The 17,026-nt window shown below is 60.9% G+C and carries 12 protein-coding genes, 1 pseudogene and 1 other annotated feature; of the genes and pseudogenes, 2 read left to right on the top strand and 11 right to left on the bottom strand.

The genetic code is table 11. The features are described 5' to 3' along the window. Window positions 1–361: 361 nt before the first annotated feature. The 6 genes and pseudogenes from rho to rpoE form a co-directional block, all read right to left on the bottom strand. A pseudogene (rho, locus tag H7C18_RS22830) lies at window positions 362–1,702 on the bottom strand (transcription termination factor Rho); the annotation flags it as partial. Between the two features lie 61 nt (window positions 1,703–1,763). Then, the gene (locus H7C18_RS22835; RefSeq protein WP_185131428.1) at window positions 1,764–3,014 is read right to left on the bottom strand and encodes a UDP-N-acetylglucosamine 1-carboxyvinyltransferase; all 1,251 of its coding nucleotides are present in this window, start codon (window positions 3,012–3,014) and stop codon (window positions 1,764–1,766) included. Between the two features lie 176 nt (window positions 3,015–3,190). Beyond that, window positions 3,191–4,045, bottom strand: coding sequence for a class II fructose-1,6-bisphosphate aldolase (gene fba, locus H7C18_RS22840; protein WP_185131429.1), 855 nt, complete (start codon window positions 4,043–4,045; stop codon window positions 3,191–3,193). Window positions 4,046–4,183: 138 nt separating this feature from the next. Beyond that, complete coding sequence (locus H7C18_RS22845) at window positions 4,184–4,582, bottom strand: response regulator (protein ID WP_185131430.1); 399 nt, start codon at window positions 4,580–4,582, stop codon at window positions 4,184–4,186. Between the two features lie 140 nt (window positions 4,583–4,722). Next, a complete protein-coding gene (locus H7C18_RS22850; RefSeq protein WP_185131431.1) occupies window positions 4,723–6,333 on the bottom strand; it encodes a CTP synthase in 1,611 nt (536 codons plus the stop codon). A gap of 228 nt (window positions 6,334–6,561) precedes the next feature. After that, window positions 6,562–7,143, bottom strand: coding sequence for a DNA-directed RNA polymerase subunit delta (rpoE, locus tag H7C18_RS22855; RefSeq protein ID WP_185131432.1), 582 nt, complete (start codon window positions 7,141–7,143; stop codon window positions 6,562–6,564). Between the two features lie 375 nt (window positions 7,144–7,518). Between rpoE and H7C18_RS22860 the strand changes: the two genes are divergently transcribed. Continuing rightward, complete coding sequence (locus H7C18_RS22860; RefSeq protein ID WP_185131433.1) at window positions 7,519–8,661, top strand: S8 family peptidase; 1,143 nt, start codon at window positions 7,519–7,521, stop codon at window positions 8,659–8,661. A 20-nt stretch (window positions 8,662–8,681) separates the two neighbouring features. Here H7C18_RS22860 and argS (H7C18_RS22865) read toward each other — a convergent pair whose 3' ends face one another. Then, entirely contained in the window at window positions 8,682–10,358 is a 1,677-nt protein-coding gene (gene argS, locus H7C18_RS22865; RefSeq protein WP_185131434.1) for an arginine--tRNA ligase, read from the bottom strand. Between the two features lie 7 nt (window positions 10,359–10,365). After that, window positions 10,366–10,779 carry a YwiB family protein gene (locus H7C18_RS22870; protein WP_185131435.1) on the bottom strand — a complete coding sequence of 138 codons (414 nt, stop codon included), beginning with the start codon at window positions 10,777–10,779 and terminating at the stop codon, window positions 10,366–10,368. A gap of 115 nt (window positions 10,780–10,894) precedes the next feature. After that, window positions 10,895–11,122 (top strand) — a binding site (T-box leader). Between the two features lie 41 nt (window positions 11,123–11,163). Here H7C18_RS22870 and argS (H7C18_RS22875) point away from each other — a divergent pair. Then, entirely contained in the window at window positions 11,164–12,867 is a 1,704-nt protein-coding gene (gene argS / locus H7C18_RS22875) for an arginine--tRNA ligase (RefSeq protein ID WP_185131436.1), read from the top strand. Window positions 12,868–12,995: 128 nt separating this feature from the next. On the opposite strand, the gene H7C18_RS22880 is transcribed toward argS (H7C18_RS22875), so the two are convergent. The 3 genes from H7C18_RS22880 to speB form a co-directional block, all read right to left on the bottom strand. Beyond that, entirely contained in the window at window positions 12,996–13,547 is a 552-nt protein-coding gene (locus H7C18_RS22880) for a Uma2 family endonuclease (protein ID WP_238357896.1), read from the bottom strand. 107 nt (window positions 13,548–13,654) lie between these two features. Beyond that, window positions 13,655–15,880 (bottom strand): methyl-accepting chemotaxis protein, encoded by a 2,226-nt coding sequence (locus tag H7C18_RS22885; RefSeq protein ID WP_185131438.1) that lies wholly within the window; start codon window positions 15,878–15,880, stop codon window positions 13,655–13,657. 246 nt (window positions 15,881–16,126) lie between these two features. Next, window positions 16,127–16,996 (bottom strand): agmatinase, encoded by an 870-nt coding sequence (gene speB, locus H7C18_RS22890; protein ID WP_185131439.1) that lies wholly within the window; start codon window positions 16,994–16,996, stop codon window positions 16,127–16,129. Window positions 16,997–17,026: the final 30 nt, after the last annotated feature.

Below are 17,026 nucleotides of genomic sequence, written 5' to 3' on the forward strand. Positions count from 1 at the left end.
GCGCCGGGGTCGCCGCCGCGGAGCCGGCGTCGCGGCTCGCCGGCGCGGCGCCGCCGCTTGCGGACGGCGCCGCCTGGGACGCGCCGGCGCCGCCGGTTCCCGAGGCCGGTGTGCCGGCCGAAGGCGTCGGACGGGCGGCGGAGCTGCCCATGCCGCCCGTCCCCGCGCTTGCCGACTGCGAATAGCCGCCGGATGTCGAGCCAGACGGGCGCGAGCCGTTCATGCCTCCGCCGTAGGAGCCGCCGGACGCGGGCGAGCTGTAGCCGCCGGTCCGCTGTCCGGAGCCCATCGGCGGACGCGAGCCCATCTGGGAGCCGCCGGGACGCGGGGAGCCCTGGCCGGAGCCCGTGCTAGGCGAATAGGACGAGCCGACACGGGGGCGGTTGCCGGAAGAACCGTTGCCGTTATATCCTCCGCCGCTGCTTCCGTTGCCGCTGTGGCCGCCGCCGCTTCCGTTGGTGCCCACGCCGGATGTATCGAGCGAATCGAGAAATTCCCGGTTCGTTTTCGTATTGGACAGCTTGCGCAGGAACTGGTCGACGAATTCGATCGAATCGTTCATGCCCTTGCGGATCGCCCATACTTTGTCCAGTTCTTCCTTGGACAGCAGCATCTCTTCGCGCCGCGTGCCCGAACGGCGGATATCGAGAGCCGGGAAGATGCGCCGTTCCGCCAGCTTGCGGTCCAGGTGCAGCTCCATGTTGCCAGTTCCCTTGAATTCCTCGTAGATAACGTCGTCCATTCGCGAACCCGTCTCGATCAACGCCGTTGCCAGGATCGTCAGGCTGCCGCCTTCCTCCACGTTGCGAGCCGCGCCGAAAAATCGTTTCGGCCGGTGGAACGCGGCCGGATCGACGCCCCCGGACAACGTGCGGCCGGACGGCGGGATGACCAGGTTGTACGCGCGGGCCAGCCGGGTGATGCTGTCCAGCAGAATGACGACGTCGCGCTTGTGCTCGACGAGGCGCAGCGCCCGCTCCAGCACGAGCTCCGCCACCTTGATGTGATGCTCCGGCACTTCGTCGAACGTCGATGCGACCACTTCTCCCCGCACCGAACGCTGCATATCCGTCACTTCCTCCGGCCGTTCGTCGATCAGCAGCACGAACAGGTCGATGTCCGGACGGTTCGCGGAGATGCTGTTGGCAATCTCCTTAAGCAGCAGCGTCTTGCCGGCCTTCGGCGGCGCGACGACCAGGCCGCGCTGGCCAAGGCCGACGGGCGCGAGCAAATCCATGATGCGGGTCGACAAACGGGTGGGAGTCGTCTCGAGAACGAGCTTTTGTTCCGGGAAGAGCGGGGTCAGTGCGGGAAAATGGAGGCGTTCGGCGGCGGTCTCCGGCGATTCGCCGTTGACGGCGTTCACCTGCAGCAGTCCGAAATAGCGTTCGCTCTCCTTCGGCGCGCGGCATTTGCCGGACACCAGATCGCCCGTCCGCAGGTCGAACTTGCGAATCTGGGATGCGGAGATGTAGATGTCTTCCGCGCTGGGCAAATAGTTGATCGGGCGCAGGAAGCCATACCCTTCGGGGAGAACTTCCAGCACGCCCTCCATGAACATAAGGCCGCTTCGTTCCGCCTGCGCTCGCAGGATGGCCACGATAAGCTCCTTCTTCTTCATCTGACTGTACGCGGGCACCTGGTGGTTCTTGGCCAGCCTCGTCAGCTCGCTGAGCGTCAGATTCTCCAGGTCCGCCATCATGAGATCTGTCAATACAATCCCCACTTTATTATCCGAGTGGAGCGATCCGGCCGCGGCCGGATCACCCTTCGCGCCATACCTCGGCGCCTAAATCGCTCAAATGCTCCACCAACCGCTCGTAGCCCCGGTCGATGTATTCCGTTCCGGTAATTTCCGTCGTTCCGTCTTCTATCGTAAGCGCGGCTACGGCCAGTGCGGCTCCGGCGCGAAGATCGGCCGCCCGCACCTTCGCGGCGTTGAGCCGGCCGCCCTCGATAATGGCCGATCGGCCTTCCACCCGAATCTGGGCGCCCATGCGCGTCAGCTCCGGGACATGCTTGAATCGGTTGCTGTAGACGTAGTCGGACAAAATGCTGACTCCGCTCGCCTGGGCGAGCAGGCTGGTCATCGGGGACTGAAGATCGGTGGCGAAGCCGGGGTAGACGAGCGCCTTCACGTCGACCGCTTCATAGGTCGGTTGGCCGACGACGCGGATCGCTTCGTCCATCTCGTATACGTGCACGCCCATTTCCTGCAGCTTGGCCGTCAACGCTTCCAGGTGCTTGGGAATAATGTTGTCGATGAGGACGTCGCCGCGGGTCGCCGCTGCGGCGATCATGTACGTTCCGGCTTGAATGCGATCGGGAATGATAGAGTGGCGGCACCCATGCAGGCTGTCTACGCCTTCAATGCGGATCGTCTCCGTTCCCGCTCCCTTGATGCGGGCGCCCATGGAGTTGAGCAGCGTGGCCACGTCGATGATTTCCGGCTCCTTGGCCGCGTTCTCGATGACGGTGGAGCCTTTGGCGCGGGAAGCTGCCAGCATGATATTGATGGTGGCGCCCACGCTGACGACGTCCAAATATATTTTAGCCCCGCGGAGTTCTTTGGCCCGTATGCGGATGGCTCCATGTTCGTTAGTTACGACCGCTCCAAGCGCCTCGAATCCTTTGATATGCTGGTCGATGGGACGCGGTTCGAAGTTGCAGCCTCCCGGCATGCCGATCGTCGCTTCTCCGAAGCGGCCGAGCAGCGCTCCCATCAAGTAATAGGAAGCCCGCAGCAGCTTGACGCGCCCGTTGGGCATCGGCTTGGAGATCATGCGGGAAGGGTCGATCGACATCGTGTCGGCTGTCCAGTTGACCTTGCAGCCCAATTCTTCTAGCAATTCGATGTAAATCTCCACATCGCTCAAATGCGGAAGGTTGTCAAGACGAACTTCCGATTCCGCAAGGATCGCGGCCGGAAGCAGCGCGATCGCGCTGTTCTTCGCTCCGCTGATGCCAACCGTCCCTCGGAGCGGGCGGCCCCCGCGTATCATCAATTTATCCATTAATGCACGGTCCTCCTCGTCTGCTGCTCATGCACCGGGGACGGAGGTCGCGCCGATACAATGAAGGAAAGGGAAAACGCCGAACGACGTTTTCCCATATCGGAAGGCATAGCCGCTTCCGAAGGCTTGTCCGGCGCGAAGCCGCCTTCGGATGTCGATATGCGCCAGGCACAGAATTAAGCTTGGTTGCTGCTGCCGAAAAGACGGATCTTCTCTTGAACGACTTGCTTCATGGCCGCGCGGGCAGGAGTCAAATACTTGCGGGGGTCGATAACGTTCGCGTCTTTGGCGAGGACTTCGCGAATTTGCGCGGTGCAAGCGACTTGGTTCTCGGTATTGACGTTGATCTTGCCGGCGCCCGCTTGGATCGCTTTGCGAATCATGTCGTCCGGTACGCCGGAGCCGCCGTGAAGAACGATCGGAACCGGAATCTTCGCGACAACCGCTTCGATGATGTCATAGTGGATCTTGACTTCGCCTTTGTACATGCCGTGAGCCGTTCCGACCGCGATCGCCAGCGCGTCGACGCCCGTCTCTTCGTAGAAGCGGATGGCTTCTTCCGGCTTGGCCAATTGTGCGCTTGCTTCGTCCACGCTCAGGTCGTCTTCGACGCCGCCGATCGTGCCGAGCTCGCCTTCGACGGATACGCCCATCGCGTGAGCGGCTTTGACGATCTCTTTGGTCAGCTTGATGTTCTCTTCATACGGATGATGGGATCCGTCGAACATGACGGAAGAGAAGCCGGCGCGAATACATTTCATTGCGATGTCGAAGTTGCTTCCGTGGTCAAGATGAAGAGCGATCGGCAGACCGGACTTCTTGGCGGCCGCTTCCGCGATCGCAACCGTGTATTCGATCCCCATATACTTCAAGGCGCCTTCGCTGACACCGAAGATGAAGGGGGACTTCTCTTCGATTGCTGCGTCCGTAATCGCCTGGGCAAATTCGAGGTTGTTCATGTTGAACTGACCTACGGCAAACTTGTTTGCCTTCGCCTTGGGCAAAAACTCATTCATGGATACGAGTGGCATGATGCAATTCCTCCTGCGCTTCAAATAAGTCGCATCGGCGACGCGACCTGCATACTGCGTTATTATAGCACAAAAAGACTTTTGGGTGTAAATACGCGCGAGGAGTACCCGGAACGCACCTGCCCCCTCCCTCTCGCCTTAAGTGCCGATCGCGTATCGTGAAGGAGGCCCGTCGTCTCCCAATTGCATATTCACGGCAATTCTCATCTCGTCGATATCAAACGGTTTGGTAAAGTGCATCAACGCGCCCAGGTCCGTCGCTTCCTTGATCATGTCGAGTTCGCCATACGCGGTCATCATGATGACCTTGATCTCGCGGTTCATCTCCTTGATCTTCTTGAGGATCTCCAGGCCGTCCATTCCCGGGATCTTCATGTCCAGCAGCACAAGGTCCGGCGCGTGGTTGCGGACAATCTCGAGAGCGGCTCGGCCGTTCGCGGCCTGAAACGTCTCGTACCCTTCCGTCGCAAACACTTCCAGCAGCAAAATACGGATTCCGATCTGGTCGTCAACGATAAGCAGTTTTTTTCTTCCCATTTCGCCACATCCTCCGTTTCTCCAAATCCGTATCTAACCCGTATTCGAGATGAGGTCCGCGAATTCCTTCATTCTCCATGGAAAAAAGTGAAAGGCGCCCCGGTTTGCACCAGAGCGCCGTGCCGGCAATCGGGAAAATATCAATGTCCCGACCGGTTAAGAGCGGCTTTGACGAATTCGCGGAACAGCGGCTGCGGCCGGTTCGGACGCGAGGTAAATTCCGGATGGAATTGCACCGCCAGGAACCATGGGTGATCCGGGAGCTCCACCATCTCGACCAGCCGCCCGTCCGGCGAAGTGCCGGAAATGCGAAGGCCCGCCGATTCGATCCGTTCGCGGTATTCGTTGTTGAATTCGTAGCGGTGGCGGTGACGCTCGTACACGAGTTCCTCGCCGTAGCACTGCGCGGCCAGACTGCCCGGCACCAGCTTGCAGGGATACAAGCCGAGACGCATCGTGCCGCCCATGTCTTCGATGTCCTTCTGTTCCGGCAGCAGGTCGATGACCGGATGAGGCGTAGCCGGATGGATCTCCGAGCTGTTCGCGCCGTCGAGGCCGGCCCTGGAGCGAGCCAGTTCGATGACGGCTACCTGCATGCCGAGGCAGATGCCGAAGAACGGAACGCCGCGCTCCCGGGCGTAGCGAATGGCCGTGATCTTGCCCTCGATGCCCCGGTCTCCGAAACCTCCGGGCACGAGAATGCCGTCCACGCCGGACAGCCTTTCCTCCACGTTCTGCGGGGTAATCTCCTCCGCGTTCACCCACCGGATGTTCACTTCCGCGTCGGCGTCGATGCCGGCGTGGCCGAGCGACTCGACGATGCTCAGGTAGGCGTCGTGCAGCGCCACGTACTTGCCGACGATGGCGATCTCGGTCGTCTTCGCCAGCGACTTCACACGCTTCACCAGCGCTTCCCATTCGGTCATCTCCGCCGACGGCGCCGCGTGGTCCAGGCCGAGATGCTCGACGACGTAATCGTCAAGCCCCTGCTCCTGGAGCATCAGCGGCACCTCGTAAAGCGTGGATGCGTCGCGGCACTCGATGACCGCATCCGCATCGATGTCGCAGAACAGCGCGATCTTGCGCTTCAGGTCTTCCGCCAGCGGGTACTCGGTACGGCAGACGATGACGTTCGGCTGGATGCCGATACTGCGCAGTTCCTTGACGCTATGCTGGGTCGGCTTCGTCTTCACTTCGCCGGCCGCCTTGATGTAAGGAATGAGCGTAACGTGAATGTACATGACGTTGTTGCGGCCGATGTCGCTTTTGATCTGCCGGATCGCTTCGAGGAACGGCAAGCTCTCGATATCTCCGACCGTGCCGCCGATCTCGGTGATGACGACGTCCGAGCCGGTCTCGCGTCCCGCACGGAACACGCGGTCCTTGATCTCGTTCGTGATGTGCGGAATGACCTGCACCGTGCCGCCCAGGTATTCGCCCCGGCGCTCCTTGCTGATGACCGTCGAATAGATCTTGCCCGTCGTCACGTTGCTGTTCTTCGATAAGTTGATGTCGATGAACCGTTCGTAGTGTCCGAGGTCCAGATCGGTCTCGGCGCCGTCGTCGGTTACGAACACTTCCCCGTGCTGATACGGGCTCATCGTGCCCGGATCGACGTTAATATAAGGGTCGAACTTTTGAATCGTCACTTTCAATCCGCGATTCTTGAGAAGCCTGCCGAGCGAAGCGGCGGTGATCCCCTTGCCCAGCGAGGACACGACTCCGCCCGTTACGAATATATATTTGGTCACCCTGTATGAAACCTCCTGCCCCTATGCTCTCGGCATGCTCTTTAGCGTTCCCGCAACTGCCCGGATCTTTCCCTCCGACCCGGACGATGCGGGCAAAACAAAAAAGTGTCACCCAAAAAAATTGGGGGCACTTTTTAATCTTTAACCTATAGGAAAAGCATGCTTCAAAAGCCCAAGCATAAGTTTAACGTCTCGCAGGTGAGGTGTCAAGCCCGCAGGAGGGGCTTCTTAATCCTCTTCTTCTTCCTCGGAATCCTCGAATTCTTCGTCTTCTTCCTCGATTTCTTCCTCTTCTTCCTCGTCGATCTCTTCTTCGATGCCGGAATCGTCTTCCTCGTCGATCGCGACTTCGTCGTCGACTTCCGCGGCTTCCTCGCCTTCGTCGAACAACTCCTCGCGCTCTTCGTCGAACAGATCGTAATTCTCGTCGTCCGAAGTGAAGGTCTCCTCTTCATCCTCGCCGTACAGATCCTCGTCGTCGAGATCGTCGTCGTCGTTGATGATGCGAGGCCGCTTCGCGCCGCCCGCCACCGCGTCGTCGGAGCGTTCGACCGGGTACCAGCGCTTGAGGCCCCAGACGTTGCCCCCGACGCAGGCGAATCGCCCGTCGATGTTAATCTCCGTATACAACGAGGCGATCACTTCGTTGATTTGTTCTTCCGAGAAGCCCCGGATCTTGGCAATCTCCATCATGAGATCGCGATAGTAGAACGGAGTGTTGGCCGCCTTCAAAACTTCGAAGGCAAGGTCGACCATCGGCATTTCCCGAATTTTCTCCGCATCGAATTTCAGAGCGTATTCCGCACTCACGCTAGCGCTCATCCTCTCTTTATGTTAAACATGACGATCGTCCGAATCGGTATCAACCTATAGTTAACCGTATTTTTTGCGAAAATGCAAGCGCCCCCCCAGAAGCGGACGGACAAGCCGGGATCGCGCGAAAAAACGAAGGCGGTTCCGCTAGGAGACCGCCTTCGCTTTTCGACTGTATCCCCCGCCGCCCCCCGTAGAAGAAACCGGCGCGCGATAAGAGTCTCTCCGGGAAACTCTCCCTCTATCGTATGACACGCGACGGATTTTGACACCGGGCGACGCCCATTTCCGGGTAAAAGAGGCCGTCCCCTATACGCCCTCCGGGGCATCCACATACTATGCCGAAGATGATCCGCCGGGAGGGATGCTCCTTTGGACACCAGCGGTTTTCTCGAATGGCTGAAAGCTTCCCTCTCCTCTTCGGAGAAAACGTCCGACAGAAGAATTCTCCGGTTCGTCCACCCGGACGACGACAAGCGATTCCTCCGGTCGCTTCGGGCGGAACGCCCCGGCAGCAAGCCGCTGCGGGGAATCCGCCGCCTCGGCATCATCCGTGCCTATTCCTGTCCCGTGCCTCCGGAAGGGCTGCCGGTTTCTTTCGGCGGCGCCATCGTCTGGGAAGAAGACATCCGCGTCAGCACGCACGCCATCTTGGCCGCGCAGCGCGTCCCCGCGGACAGCGGCATTCCGTGGGGCGTTCGCCGCATCCGCGCGCCCGAAGCCTGGAGCCGTACGACCGGGCACAGGGTTCGGGTAGGCGTCATCGATACGGGCGTCGACTTCGACCATCCGGACCTGCGGCATTCGCTGGAACGCGGGATCAACCTGCTGCAGCGGACGGCGCTTCCGCACGACGACAACGGTCACGGCACGCACATCGCGGGCACGATCGCCGCGGCCAACCGGATGCAGGGCATGATCGGCGTCGCCCCCCGCTCCGCCATTTATCCGATCAAGGCGTTCGACTACAACGGTACGGCTTACGTCTCCGACATTATTCTCGGCATCGATTGGTGCGTGCGAAACCGGATGGACGTCGTCAACATGAGCTTCGGCATGAGCACCCGAAGCAAGTCGCTCCTGAACGCCGTCAGCAACGCGTATCGCTCCGGCGTGCTGATCGTCGCTTCTTCAGGCAACGACGGCAAGCGGGGCCGGATCGATTATCCGGCGAAATACCCGCAGACGGTCGCCGTCGGCGCCATCAACCGGAAGGGCGAGATCGCCTCCTTCACCAACCGCAGCGACTCCGTCGATATCTATGCCCCCGGAGAGAGAGTCGATTCCTGCTGGCTGCGAGGCAACCGCAAGACGATGAGCGGCACTTCCATGGCGACGTCGCACGTGACCGGCGCGGTCGCGCTGCTGCTGGCTCACAAGCCGGGTCTCACGCCCGAGCAGGTCAAGACGGTGCTGAAGCGATCGAAGCGGCCGCTCCGCAATGCGAAAGCTCCCCGGAAGACCGGGGAGCTCGACATCGCGCGAATGCTTCAGGTCGCCGACAAGCTAATGTAGCGGGAAGCCCGGCGAGGGTTTTACATTTTCTCCGGCGCGGACACGCCGATCAGCTTCAGGCCGACGGCCAGGGCGACGCGAACGGCCGCCAGCAGCTGCAGGCGCGCCTGCGTCTGCTCCGCGTCCTCGGTCATGACGCGCTCCGCCCGATAGTAGCTGTGCAGCAGCGCAGCCAGTTCATAGACGTAGCGAATGATCTGGTGCGGCGCATAGGCCGCCGCGGCCGCCGCGATCGTTTCCGGCAGCTCGCCGACCTTGCGGATCAAGTCGAATTCGTGCCCCGTCGCCAGCTTCGCGAGCGGAGCTTCGCCGGCCGGAACGAGCGCGATGCCCTGCTCCTCGGCCTGACGGAAAATGCTGCAAATCCGGGCGTGCGCATATTGCACGTAATAAACCGGGTTCTCGTTCGACGTCGAGACGGCCAGATCCATGTCGAAGTCGAGATGCGTATCCATGCTCCGCATCGTGAAGAAATAGCGAATGGCGTCGACGCCGACCTCGTCCATCAGATCCTCGACCGTGATCGCTTTGCCCGTCCGCTTGGACATCTTCACCTTCTCGCCGTTCTGGAACAGGCTGACCATCTGCGCGATGAGCACGGTCAGCTTGTCCGGGTCGTTGCCCAACGCGGCCATCGCCGCCTTCATCCGGGGAATGTAGCCGTGGTGGTCGGCGCCCCAGATGTTGATCATCCGGTCGAAGCCGCGGCCGTACTTATCCATATGGTAAGCGACGTCGGGCGTCAGGTAGGTGTAGCTTCCGTCGTTCTTGACGAGCACGCGATCCTTGTCGTCCCCGAACGCCGTCGTCTTCAGCCAGATCGCGCCGTCTTCCTCGTAAACGTAGCCCTGGGCCCGCAGCGCGTCCAAGGCGGCGACGACGCGGTCGTTCTCGTACAGCGACGTCTCGCTGAACCAGACGTCGAAGCGGACGCCGAAGCGGGCGAGGTCCCGCTTGATCTTGTCCAGCTCTTTCTCGAGACCGTAGCTTCGAAAGTATTGGAACCTCTCTTCGTCCGAGAGGGACAACAGCCGGTCGCCTTCCTTCTCCGCCAGCTCTTTGGCGAAGCCGACGATGTCCTCGCCGTAATAGCCGTCTTCCGGCATGTCGGCCTGCCGACCGAGAGCCTGCTTGTAACGGGCCTCGATCGAAGCCGCCAGATTCGCGACCTGCTTGCCGGCGTCGTTGATATAGTATTCGCGGGTCACGTCATAGCCCGCGAAGTCCAACACGTTGCATAGCACGTCGCCGACCGCGGCGCCCCGCGCATGGCCCAGATGCAGGCTGCCCGTCGGATTGGCGCTGACGAATTCGACCTGGATTTTCCGGCCTTGTCCCGCGGAGCCCCGGCCGTAATCGTCGCCTTGAGCCCGCGCCTCGGCGATGACGGGGTACAAGCTCGCCTTGTCCAGGCGGAAGTTAAGGAAGCCGGGCCCCGCGATCTCCGCGGAGACGATCGATGCGCTCGCCCGATCCAGCTTGTCCAGAATCGCCTCGGCGATCTGGCGCGGATTGCGCCGGGCGATCTTCGTCAGCTGCATCGCCAGATTCGACGCCAGGTCGCCGTGGGCCTTGTCCTTGGGCGCCTCCAGCACGACCTCCGGCAGCTCCTCCTTCGCCGCGACCAGCCCCGCCGCCAGCGCCGCGTCCGCCAGCGAAGTCCGCACCTTTTCCCGAAGTTGTTCCAATACGCTCATCTCTGACTCATGCCTCCTGAATGTCAAGCCGAATGCCGAAGCTTCCGACCGGTTGATCTTGCATTCTGAGCTCATATTCCCATTCGACCGTTCCGCTGAATTCCTCCAGCCGAACCGTCAGGCTGGACGTGAACGCCTTCACCTCGTGACGGCCGTACGGCGTCTCCAGCTCCCCGGCCAAAGCCTCGCCCAGACGGAATCTCTGCTCGAGCCGCATCTGACCCCGGCGGCGGAGCCGCAGCTCCCCGCCTTCGATCACCAGCGTATTCGCGGCGGCCGCTCCGCTCTCGTCCGGAGGCTCGCGGTACACCAGCGTCCATCCGGCACGCATGCGGTACAGCTCTCCTTCCAGTTGGAGCCGCTGCCCGCCATCCTCTTGCCGGCTCTCGAAACCGATCCGGACGCTCCGTTTTTCCGGCATTCGTTCCTCTCCTTTGCTCTTGTTATTACTATATACAGATAGGCCGGGCAATTCAAATGATGATTTTGGGGGTTGTATGCCGGCGCGAGAGCTGGCTATAATGAATAAAATAATTCGAATGACGATGAACGAGAGAGTATCTTCGGGTCATCCCGCCTCAGCGAGCCGGAAGGGTGAGAGCCGGCGCGGGACCGGAGAGAAGCGCACTCGGGAGTCGGCTTCCCGAAGCCGCCTGAGGCGGTTCGTAGGGAGATCCGGCAACGGGCCGTTATCCCGCAGAGTGGGTTCCCTGTCCGGGAACGCCATAAGAGTGGTACCGCGGAATTCATCCTCCGTCTCTTGCGAGACGGGGGATTTTTGATTTTTATACGAGGAGGAACGAACATGCTGATGTCCAGAGCCGCCGAATGGCTGTCGCCGCACGTATCCATGCCGCCCGAGGAGCTGCTCTCCCGTCTCGAGGTTCCGCCGCGCAAGGAGATGGGCGATCTGTCTCTGCCCTGCTTCCCGCTTGTGAAGGCATGGCGGCAAGCTCCGCAAGCGATCGCGGAGGGCCTGGCGGAACGGATCAACGCTAGCGGCACGGAGGAGATTCGGGCCGCTGCCGCCGGCGGGTATCTGAACTTGTTTTTCGCGGCCGACCACTGGAAAAGCGATATTGTAAACCGGGCGCGCGCGGCGGATTACGGATCGTCCGGTCTCGGTTCCGGCCAGCGGGTCGTCATCGATCTGTCTTCTCCAAACATCGCCAAGCCGTTCGGCGTCGGGCACTTGCGCTCGACGATGATCGGCAACGCCTTGGCGAACCTGTACCGGGCGTGCGGTTACGAAGTCGTCACGGTCAATCACTTGGGAGACTGGGGCACGCAGTTCGGCAAGCTGATCTCCGCGTACCGGAGATGGGGAAGCGGGGAAGCGCTGAGGAAGGAGCCGATTCGGGAGAGTTTGCGGCTATACGTCAAATTTCACGAGGAAGCCGAGCGGGAGCCCGCCTTGGAAGAGGAAGGCCGGGAGGCGTTCGCGCAATTGGAGCGCGGGGATCCGGAGGCTCTTCGGCTGTGGCGTTTTTTCGTCGACGAGAGTTCGAAGGAGTTCCGCCGGGTGTATGAACGGCTTGGCGTCGGCTTCGACCATTGGACCGGCGAGAGCTTCTATAACGACAAGATCGCGGACGTCGTGAACGAGCTTGAGAAGCTGTCGCTGCTGGAGGAGGACGACGGCGCCCGGATCGTCCGGCTGGAGGAGCGCGGGATGCCGCCGTGCCTGATTCTGAAAAAGGACGGCTCGACGATTTACGCCGTGAGAGATTTGGCGACGGCGCTCTACCGCCGGAACGTGTTGGGGGCGGACACGATCCTGTACGTGGTCGGGGCCGAGCAAAGCCTGCATTTTCAGCAGGTGTTCGCCGTTCTGGACAAGATGGGCCATGCTTGGTCCGCGGAATGCCGCCACGTTCCGTTCGGCCTGATGACGATGAACGGGAAGAAGATGTCGACCCGCAAAGGCAAAGTCGTCTTCCTGGAAGAAGTGCTGGACGAAGCCGTCCAGCGAGCGCGGCAGATCATCGACGAGAAGAACCCGGAGCTGCCGGACAAAGAGCGAGTCTCCCAGGCCGTCGGGGTAGGAGCCATTGTATTCGGGGATCTGAAGCATCATCGCCAGCTTTCCGTCGATTTCGACCTGGAGGATGCCGTCAGCTTCGATGGGGAGACCGGTCCCTACGTGCAGTATGCTTATGCCAGGATTTGCGCGCTGCTTCGGCGCGGCCGGTTCGAGGAGCTGCGCGGCAAGCATGCGGTGAACGGGGCTCATCTGGCGTCCGAAGAGGCATGGGAATGTTTGAAAACCCTGGATCGTTTCGAACCGATCATTCGGGAAGCCGTGGCGGAGAACGAGCCGTTCCTCGTCGCCCGTTTCCTGCTCGATCTGGCCCAGAGCTTCAACCGCTTCTACAACGCCGGCCGCATCCTCGGCGGCGACGCCGACGAAGCCGAGATCGCGTCCAAGCTCGGCCTCGCTTCGGCCGTCGCCTCCACGCTGAAGCGCGGCCTCGGCCTGTTAGGTATCGAAGCTCCGGAGGAGATGTAAAAGCAATTCCGCGCTTCGACTATCGCCCGGGCAGGCGGCCGTATGGCGATTATTACGGCACGGCGTGCCGCTATCAGCCACGGCAGGGCGATGCTCCTCGGCCGACGAGGCCACATCGTCCGGACTTTTCAAACAATCTTTAGCGCGTCCTTCACGACAAACGACACGCAAGGCAGCCGTTCCGATGTTACGGTCTCGTCCGCGGCGAACACGTTCAGCAGCTCATAGGGTCCGCCGGGGGAAGTCTGCGCGTACTGCTCGATGGTCCGGTGCTCGTAATCGGCGATCCAATATTCCGGTACGCCGAACTTGGCGTACGACTTCAGCTTCATGACGCGGTCCCGCTTGGCGGTGTTCGGGGAGAGCAGCTCCACGACGAGATCGGTCGGACCGTACACGCCGTTCTTGCGGACGATGTCGGAGCGGCTGCGGTGCACCATCAGCAAATCAGGCTGCCGGGTCTCCCGCTCCGACAGAATGACGTCGACCGGGGAAAGAATCATAATGTAATCCGATTCGCAAGTATCCGATAAGACGTCATCCAGGTGTCGAATGACCCTCTGATGGTCCGTCGTGGGCGACGGCTTCAGCTCCAGAATCCCGTCGACGATCTCGTACTGGTTGCCGTCCTCGGGCAATTCGAAGTAATCGTCCACCGTCCATCCCGACTTCTTAGCCATTGGCGGAAGCTTCTTTTTCACCTCATAATCCATGGCTACCCCTCTCCGGCTTGTCCGCATCTACTCGCTTCCATTCTATCACGGATCTGACAGGCAGGTCCCCGCCGTCAGCGAATGCGCGTCTCGGTCAGCCGGAATTGGCCGACCAATTGCTTCATGACGGAGGTGATGCCTTGGACGGTGTGGGCCGTATGCCGGACGCCGACGATGTCCGTCATCAGTTCCTTCATCTTCGCTTCGACCTCGGTGGAAGCCGAACGGTTCTCCTTGCTGATCGTCGCGATCTTCTCCATCAGTTCGACAACCTCGTCGACGACCTGCGTCTTGAGCGAATCCTCCGCCTTCGCGCCGGTAAGCGTATCCGTGGCGAGCGATACCAACTCCGTCCCTTCTGCCACGACGCGCGTCCCCTCTTCCATCGAGGCATAGGCTTCCTGGGCATGCACGTAGATTTTCTCCACGATCCCGTGCACTTCTACCGTCGAGCTGCGGGTTTGATCCGCCAGCTTGCGGATCTCGGCGGCGACGACCGCGAAACCCTTGCCGTGCTCGCCGACCCGCGCCGCCTCGATGGAAGCGTTCAGCGCCAGCAGGTTCGTCTGCGCCGATATTTCCTCGATCACGCCCAGCACGCTGCGGATTTCCCCTGCCGTGTTCATGAAGATGCGGATCGTCTCGTTCGTCCGGGCCACCTTCTCGGAGATCTGGGACATCTTGTCCCCGATCCGCTCGACTTCTCCTTGGGCGACGGCGATCTGCTCCGACGCATTCGCTTCCAGCGCCTGGAGCGTCTGCCGCATCTCGTTGGCCGCTACCTTCGCCTCGTCGATGTCTTCAAGCTGGCGGCGAATGCTGCGGATCATATCGTGAATCCGCCCGCTCGCGCGCTCGGTCGACTCCGCGGTCACGGCCGCCGATTCGCCCATCTGCTTCTGGCTCGTGGCCACGTCCATCGACGCCAGCTTCACTCGCAGCATGATGCCTTCGAGCGAGTCGATCATATTGTTGATCCACTTGGCCAGTTCTCCCGTCTCGTCGTTGTCGAACTCGCGAACGTCGATGCGCTGCGTCAAATCTCCTTTTCCCTCGGCATTGATCCGAATGAATCGGCTGATCTTGCGCAGCGGCTCCACGACGCGCCTCTGGCTTCTTGATCGCAGATTAGCCGCGGCGGCTAGCCCGCAAATCCAACAGACCGCAAGCACGGCGACGCCTACCCAGACGGGAGACCACCGGCCCGAAGCCGCAAATGCGGCCGCCGCGGACAGGACCCCGGCGAGCGCCGACCATTGCAGCATCGGACGGATCTGGCGCAGCGAGAGGCTCCGAATCCGGTAAACCTCCTCCAGATCGCCTTCGCACATCATCCCCCACACGTCCGGACAATGCGGGAGCTGGAACGTAACCCCTTTGCCGATGACGGGGACATGCCGATAATCCGAATACCCCGGGAACTCGACGAACAAGTTGCTGCCGTTCCGAATCGTGTTCGCGACTCCGGGATGCAGCTGGCCGGTAGCCGGGTCCGTGAACAAAATTTCCAGTTCGGTGTGTTCTTTGACCGAGACGATACCCCAGTCCGTAGTGACGCCGTCCTTAAGGTTCTCCCCGTGGGTGAACGTCCGGTCCTCGAACCGGCTGCGCGACAGCGCCGTGCCGGGCGCGATGTGCGTATTGAGCCCCGGCTTCGCCATGAACAGATAGTTGTCGCCCGAGTCGGGGTACACGTGCCCGGACTCCCGCTGAATCAGGTCGCCGATCACGTCGCCCGGCACCCGTCCGCACAGCGCGCCGGTCAGCGAGCCGTCCGCGGCCGGGATCGGAAGCAGGAACATCAGGGTCATCTTATCGTGAAAAGGAGAGGAACGAGAGCCGATCTCCAGCGTCAGCGGGTCGGGATACGGTCCGAAAAGACAGCGGCGCGCCTCCTTGCCGTCGCCCCGGACGTAATCTATTCCTCGAGCCAGCAAGGAGCTTCCGTCATAATTCCGTCCTTTGTGAGGAACGTGCGTCGAATAGGCGACGGTTCCGGCGGCATCCAGAACGAACAGCTCGGTGAAATCCGCCGCTCTCGCGTAGCTGGCCCCGAACAGCCGGTCCCAGGCGTCCTTGTCGTCCGTTCCGTCCAGCGCCACCCCCGGTCCGACCGATTGCAATTGATCCAGCAAACGACTCAGATGGCGCCAAGTCTCCTTCGTCCAATCTTGAAGAATCTGCATGCGCGTCTCGGCGATGCCTTCAAAAATATTTTCTACGTCCTTCTTGTTGTTCGCGTTCAGTCGGTAAGACCACCATAAGGGCATCCCTTTCTTCCATCCCAACCAGTCGAACATAGCCCTTCCCTCCCAGTTCGTCTCTATCTATTGTCAGATATTGTACCATAGAACCGGGCCGTTTTTCCTTATTTTTCAGAAGGATTTCAAAATTATTTGGAATTATGTTAGGTTTTTTGCGATTTTTATTTCCAATTTTCTTTATATTCGCAGCGTCAATGTCATTTTTCCGAACATTCGTTTTTTTGGAGAATAACGCAAAAAACCCCGGAAGCGTTGCCGATCCGGGGGCAAGGGTCCAAAGGTCTATTTCACGAAGCCGAGCAGCATTTCGCGGATCAGCTTGGATGCCGTAATCGGCGTCTGTTCCGTCGGGTCATAGATCGGGGCGACTTCGACGACGTCCGCGCCGACGATCTTCGCTTGCGACCGGGCGATCAGATGAACCGCCTCGAGCAGCTCCTTCGACGTAATGCCGCCCGCTTCGGCCGTACCGGTGCCGGGAGCGGCCGAAGGATCCAGCACGTCGATGTCGATCGTCACGTACACCGGACGGCCGGCCAGCTCCGGAAGCGCCCGGCGGAGCGGCTCGGCCACTTCGAACGGATTGAAGTTGATATTCTCCCGCGCATAAGCCCATTCCTCGCGGCTGCCGGAACGAATGCCGAACTGGTACACGTTCTTGCCGCCGATCAGATTCGCCGCCTTGCGAATCGGCGTCGAGTGGGACAGAGGCTCCCCTTCGTAGCTCTCGCGCAGATCGGCATGCGCATCGATATGGATGATCGCGAGGTCCGGATATTTCTTATGGACCTCCTGCAGCACCGGCCAGGTGACGAGATGCTCGCCGCCCAGGCCGAACGGGAACTTGCCGTCGGCCAGCACGCCGCGCACATACTCGGCGATGATATCCAGGCTGCGGCCCGGATTGCCGAACGGGAGCAGCAGATCGCCGGCGTCGAAGTAGGCGAGCTCTTCGAGGCTGCGGTCCAGGTACGGGCTGTATTCCTCCAGCCCGACCGACGCTTCGCGGATGCGGCCGGGGCCGAACCGGGAGCCGGGGCGGAAGGAGACGGTGTAATCCATCGGCATGCCGTAGATGACGGCTTTGGAGGCGGCATAATCGTCGGTGCTGAGAATAAAGACGTTGCCGGAATATTTCTGGTCGAGACGCATGGGGCGCTAACTCTCCTTTTTCAACGGGCG

This window comes from Cohnella zeiphila, from assembly GCF_014212055.1.
Classification (GTDB): domain Bacteria; phylum Bacillota; class Bacilli; order Paenibacillales; family Paenibacillaceae; genus Cohnella; species Cohnella zeiphila.

Excerpts from the sequence above, each read along its gene's own strand:
- H7C18_RS22835 (WP_185131428.1), bottom strand. The coding sequence starts at position 3,014 with ATGGATAAATTGATGATACGCGGGGGCCGCCCGCTCCGAGGGACGGTT.
- fba (WP_185131429.1), bottom strand. The coding sequence starts at position 4,045 with ATGCCACTCGTATCCATGAATGAGTTTTTGCCCAAGGCGAAGGCAAAC.
- H7C18_RS22845 (WP_185131430.1), bottom strand. The coding sequence starts at position 4,582 with ATGGGAAGAAAAAAACTGCTTATCGTTGACGACCAGATCGGAATCCGT.
- argS (WP_185131434.1), bottom strand. The coding sequence starts at position 10,358 with ATGAGCGTATTGGAACAACTTCGGGAAAAGGTGCGGACTTCGCTGGCG.
- H7C18_RS22870 (WP_185131435.1), bottom strand. The coding sequence starts at position 10,779 with ATGCCGGAAAAACGGAGCGTCCGGATCGGTTTCGAGAGCCGGCAAGAG.
- argS (WP_185131436.1), top strand. The coding sequence starts at position 11,164 with ATGCTGATGTCCAGAGCCGCCGAATGGCTGTCGCCGCACGTATCCATG.
- H7C18_RS22880 (WP_238357896.1), bottom strand. The coding sequence starts at position 13,547 with ATGGCTAAGAAGTCGGGATGGACGGTGGACGATTACTTCGAATTGCCC.
- H7C18_RS22885 (WP_185131438.1), bottom strand. The coding sequence starts at position 15,880 with ATGTTCGACTGGTTGGGATGGAAGAAAGGGATGCCCTTATGGTGGTCT.
- speB (WP_185131439.1), bottom strand. The coding sequence starts at position 16,996 with ATGCGTCTCGACCAGAAATATTCCGGCAACGTCTTTATTCTCAGCACC.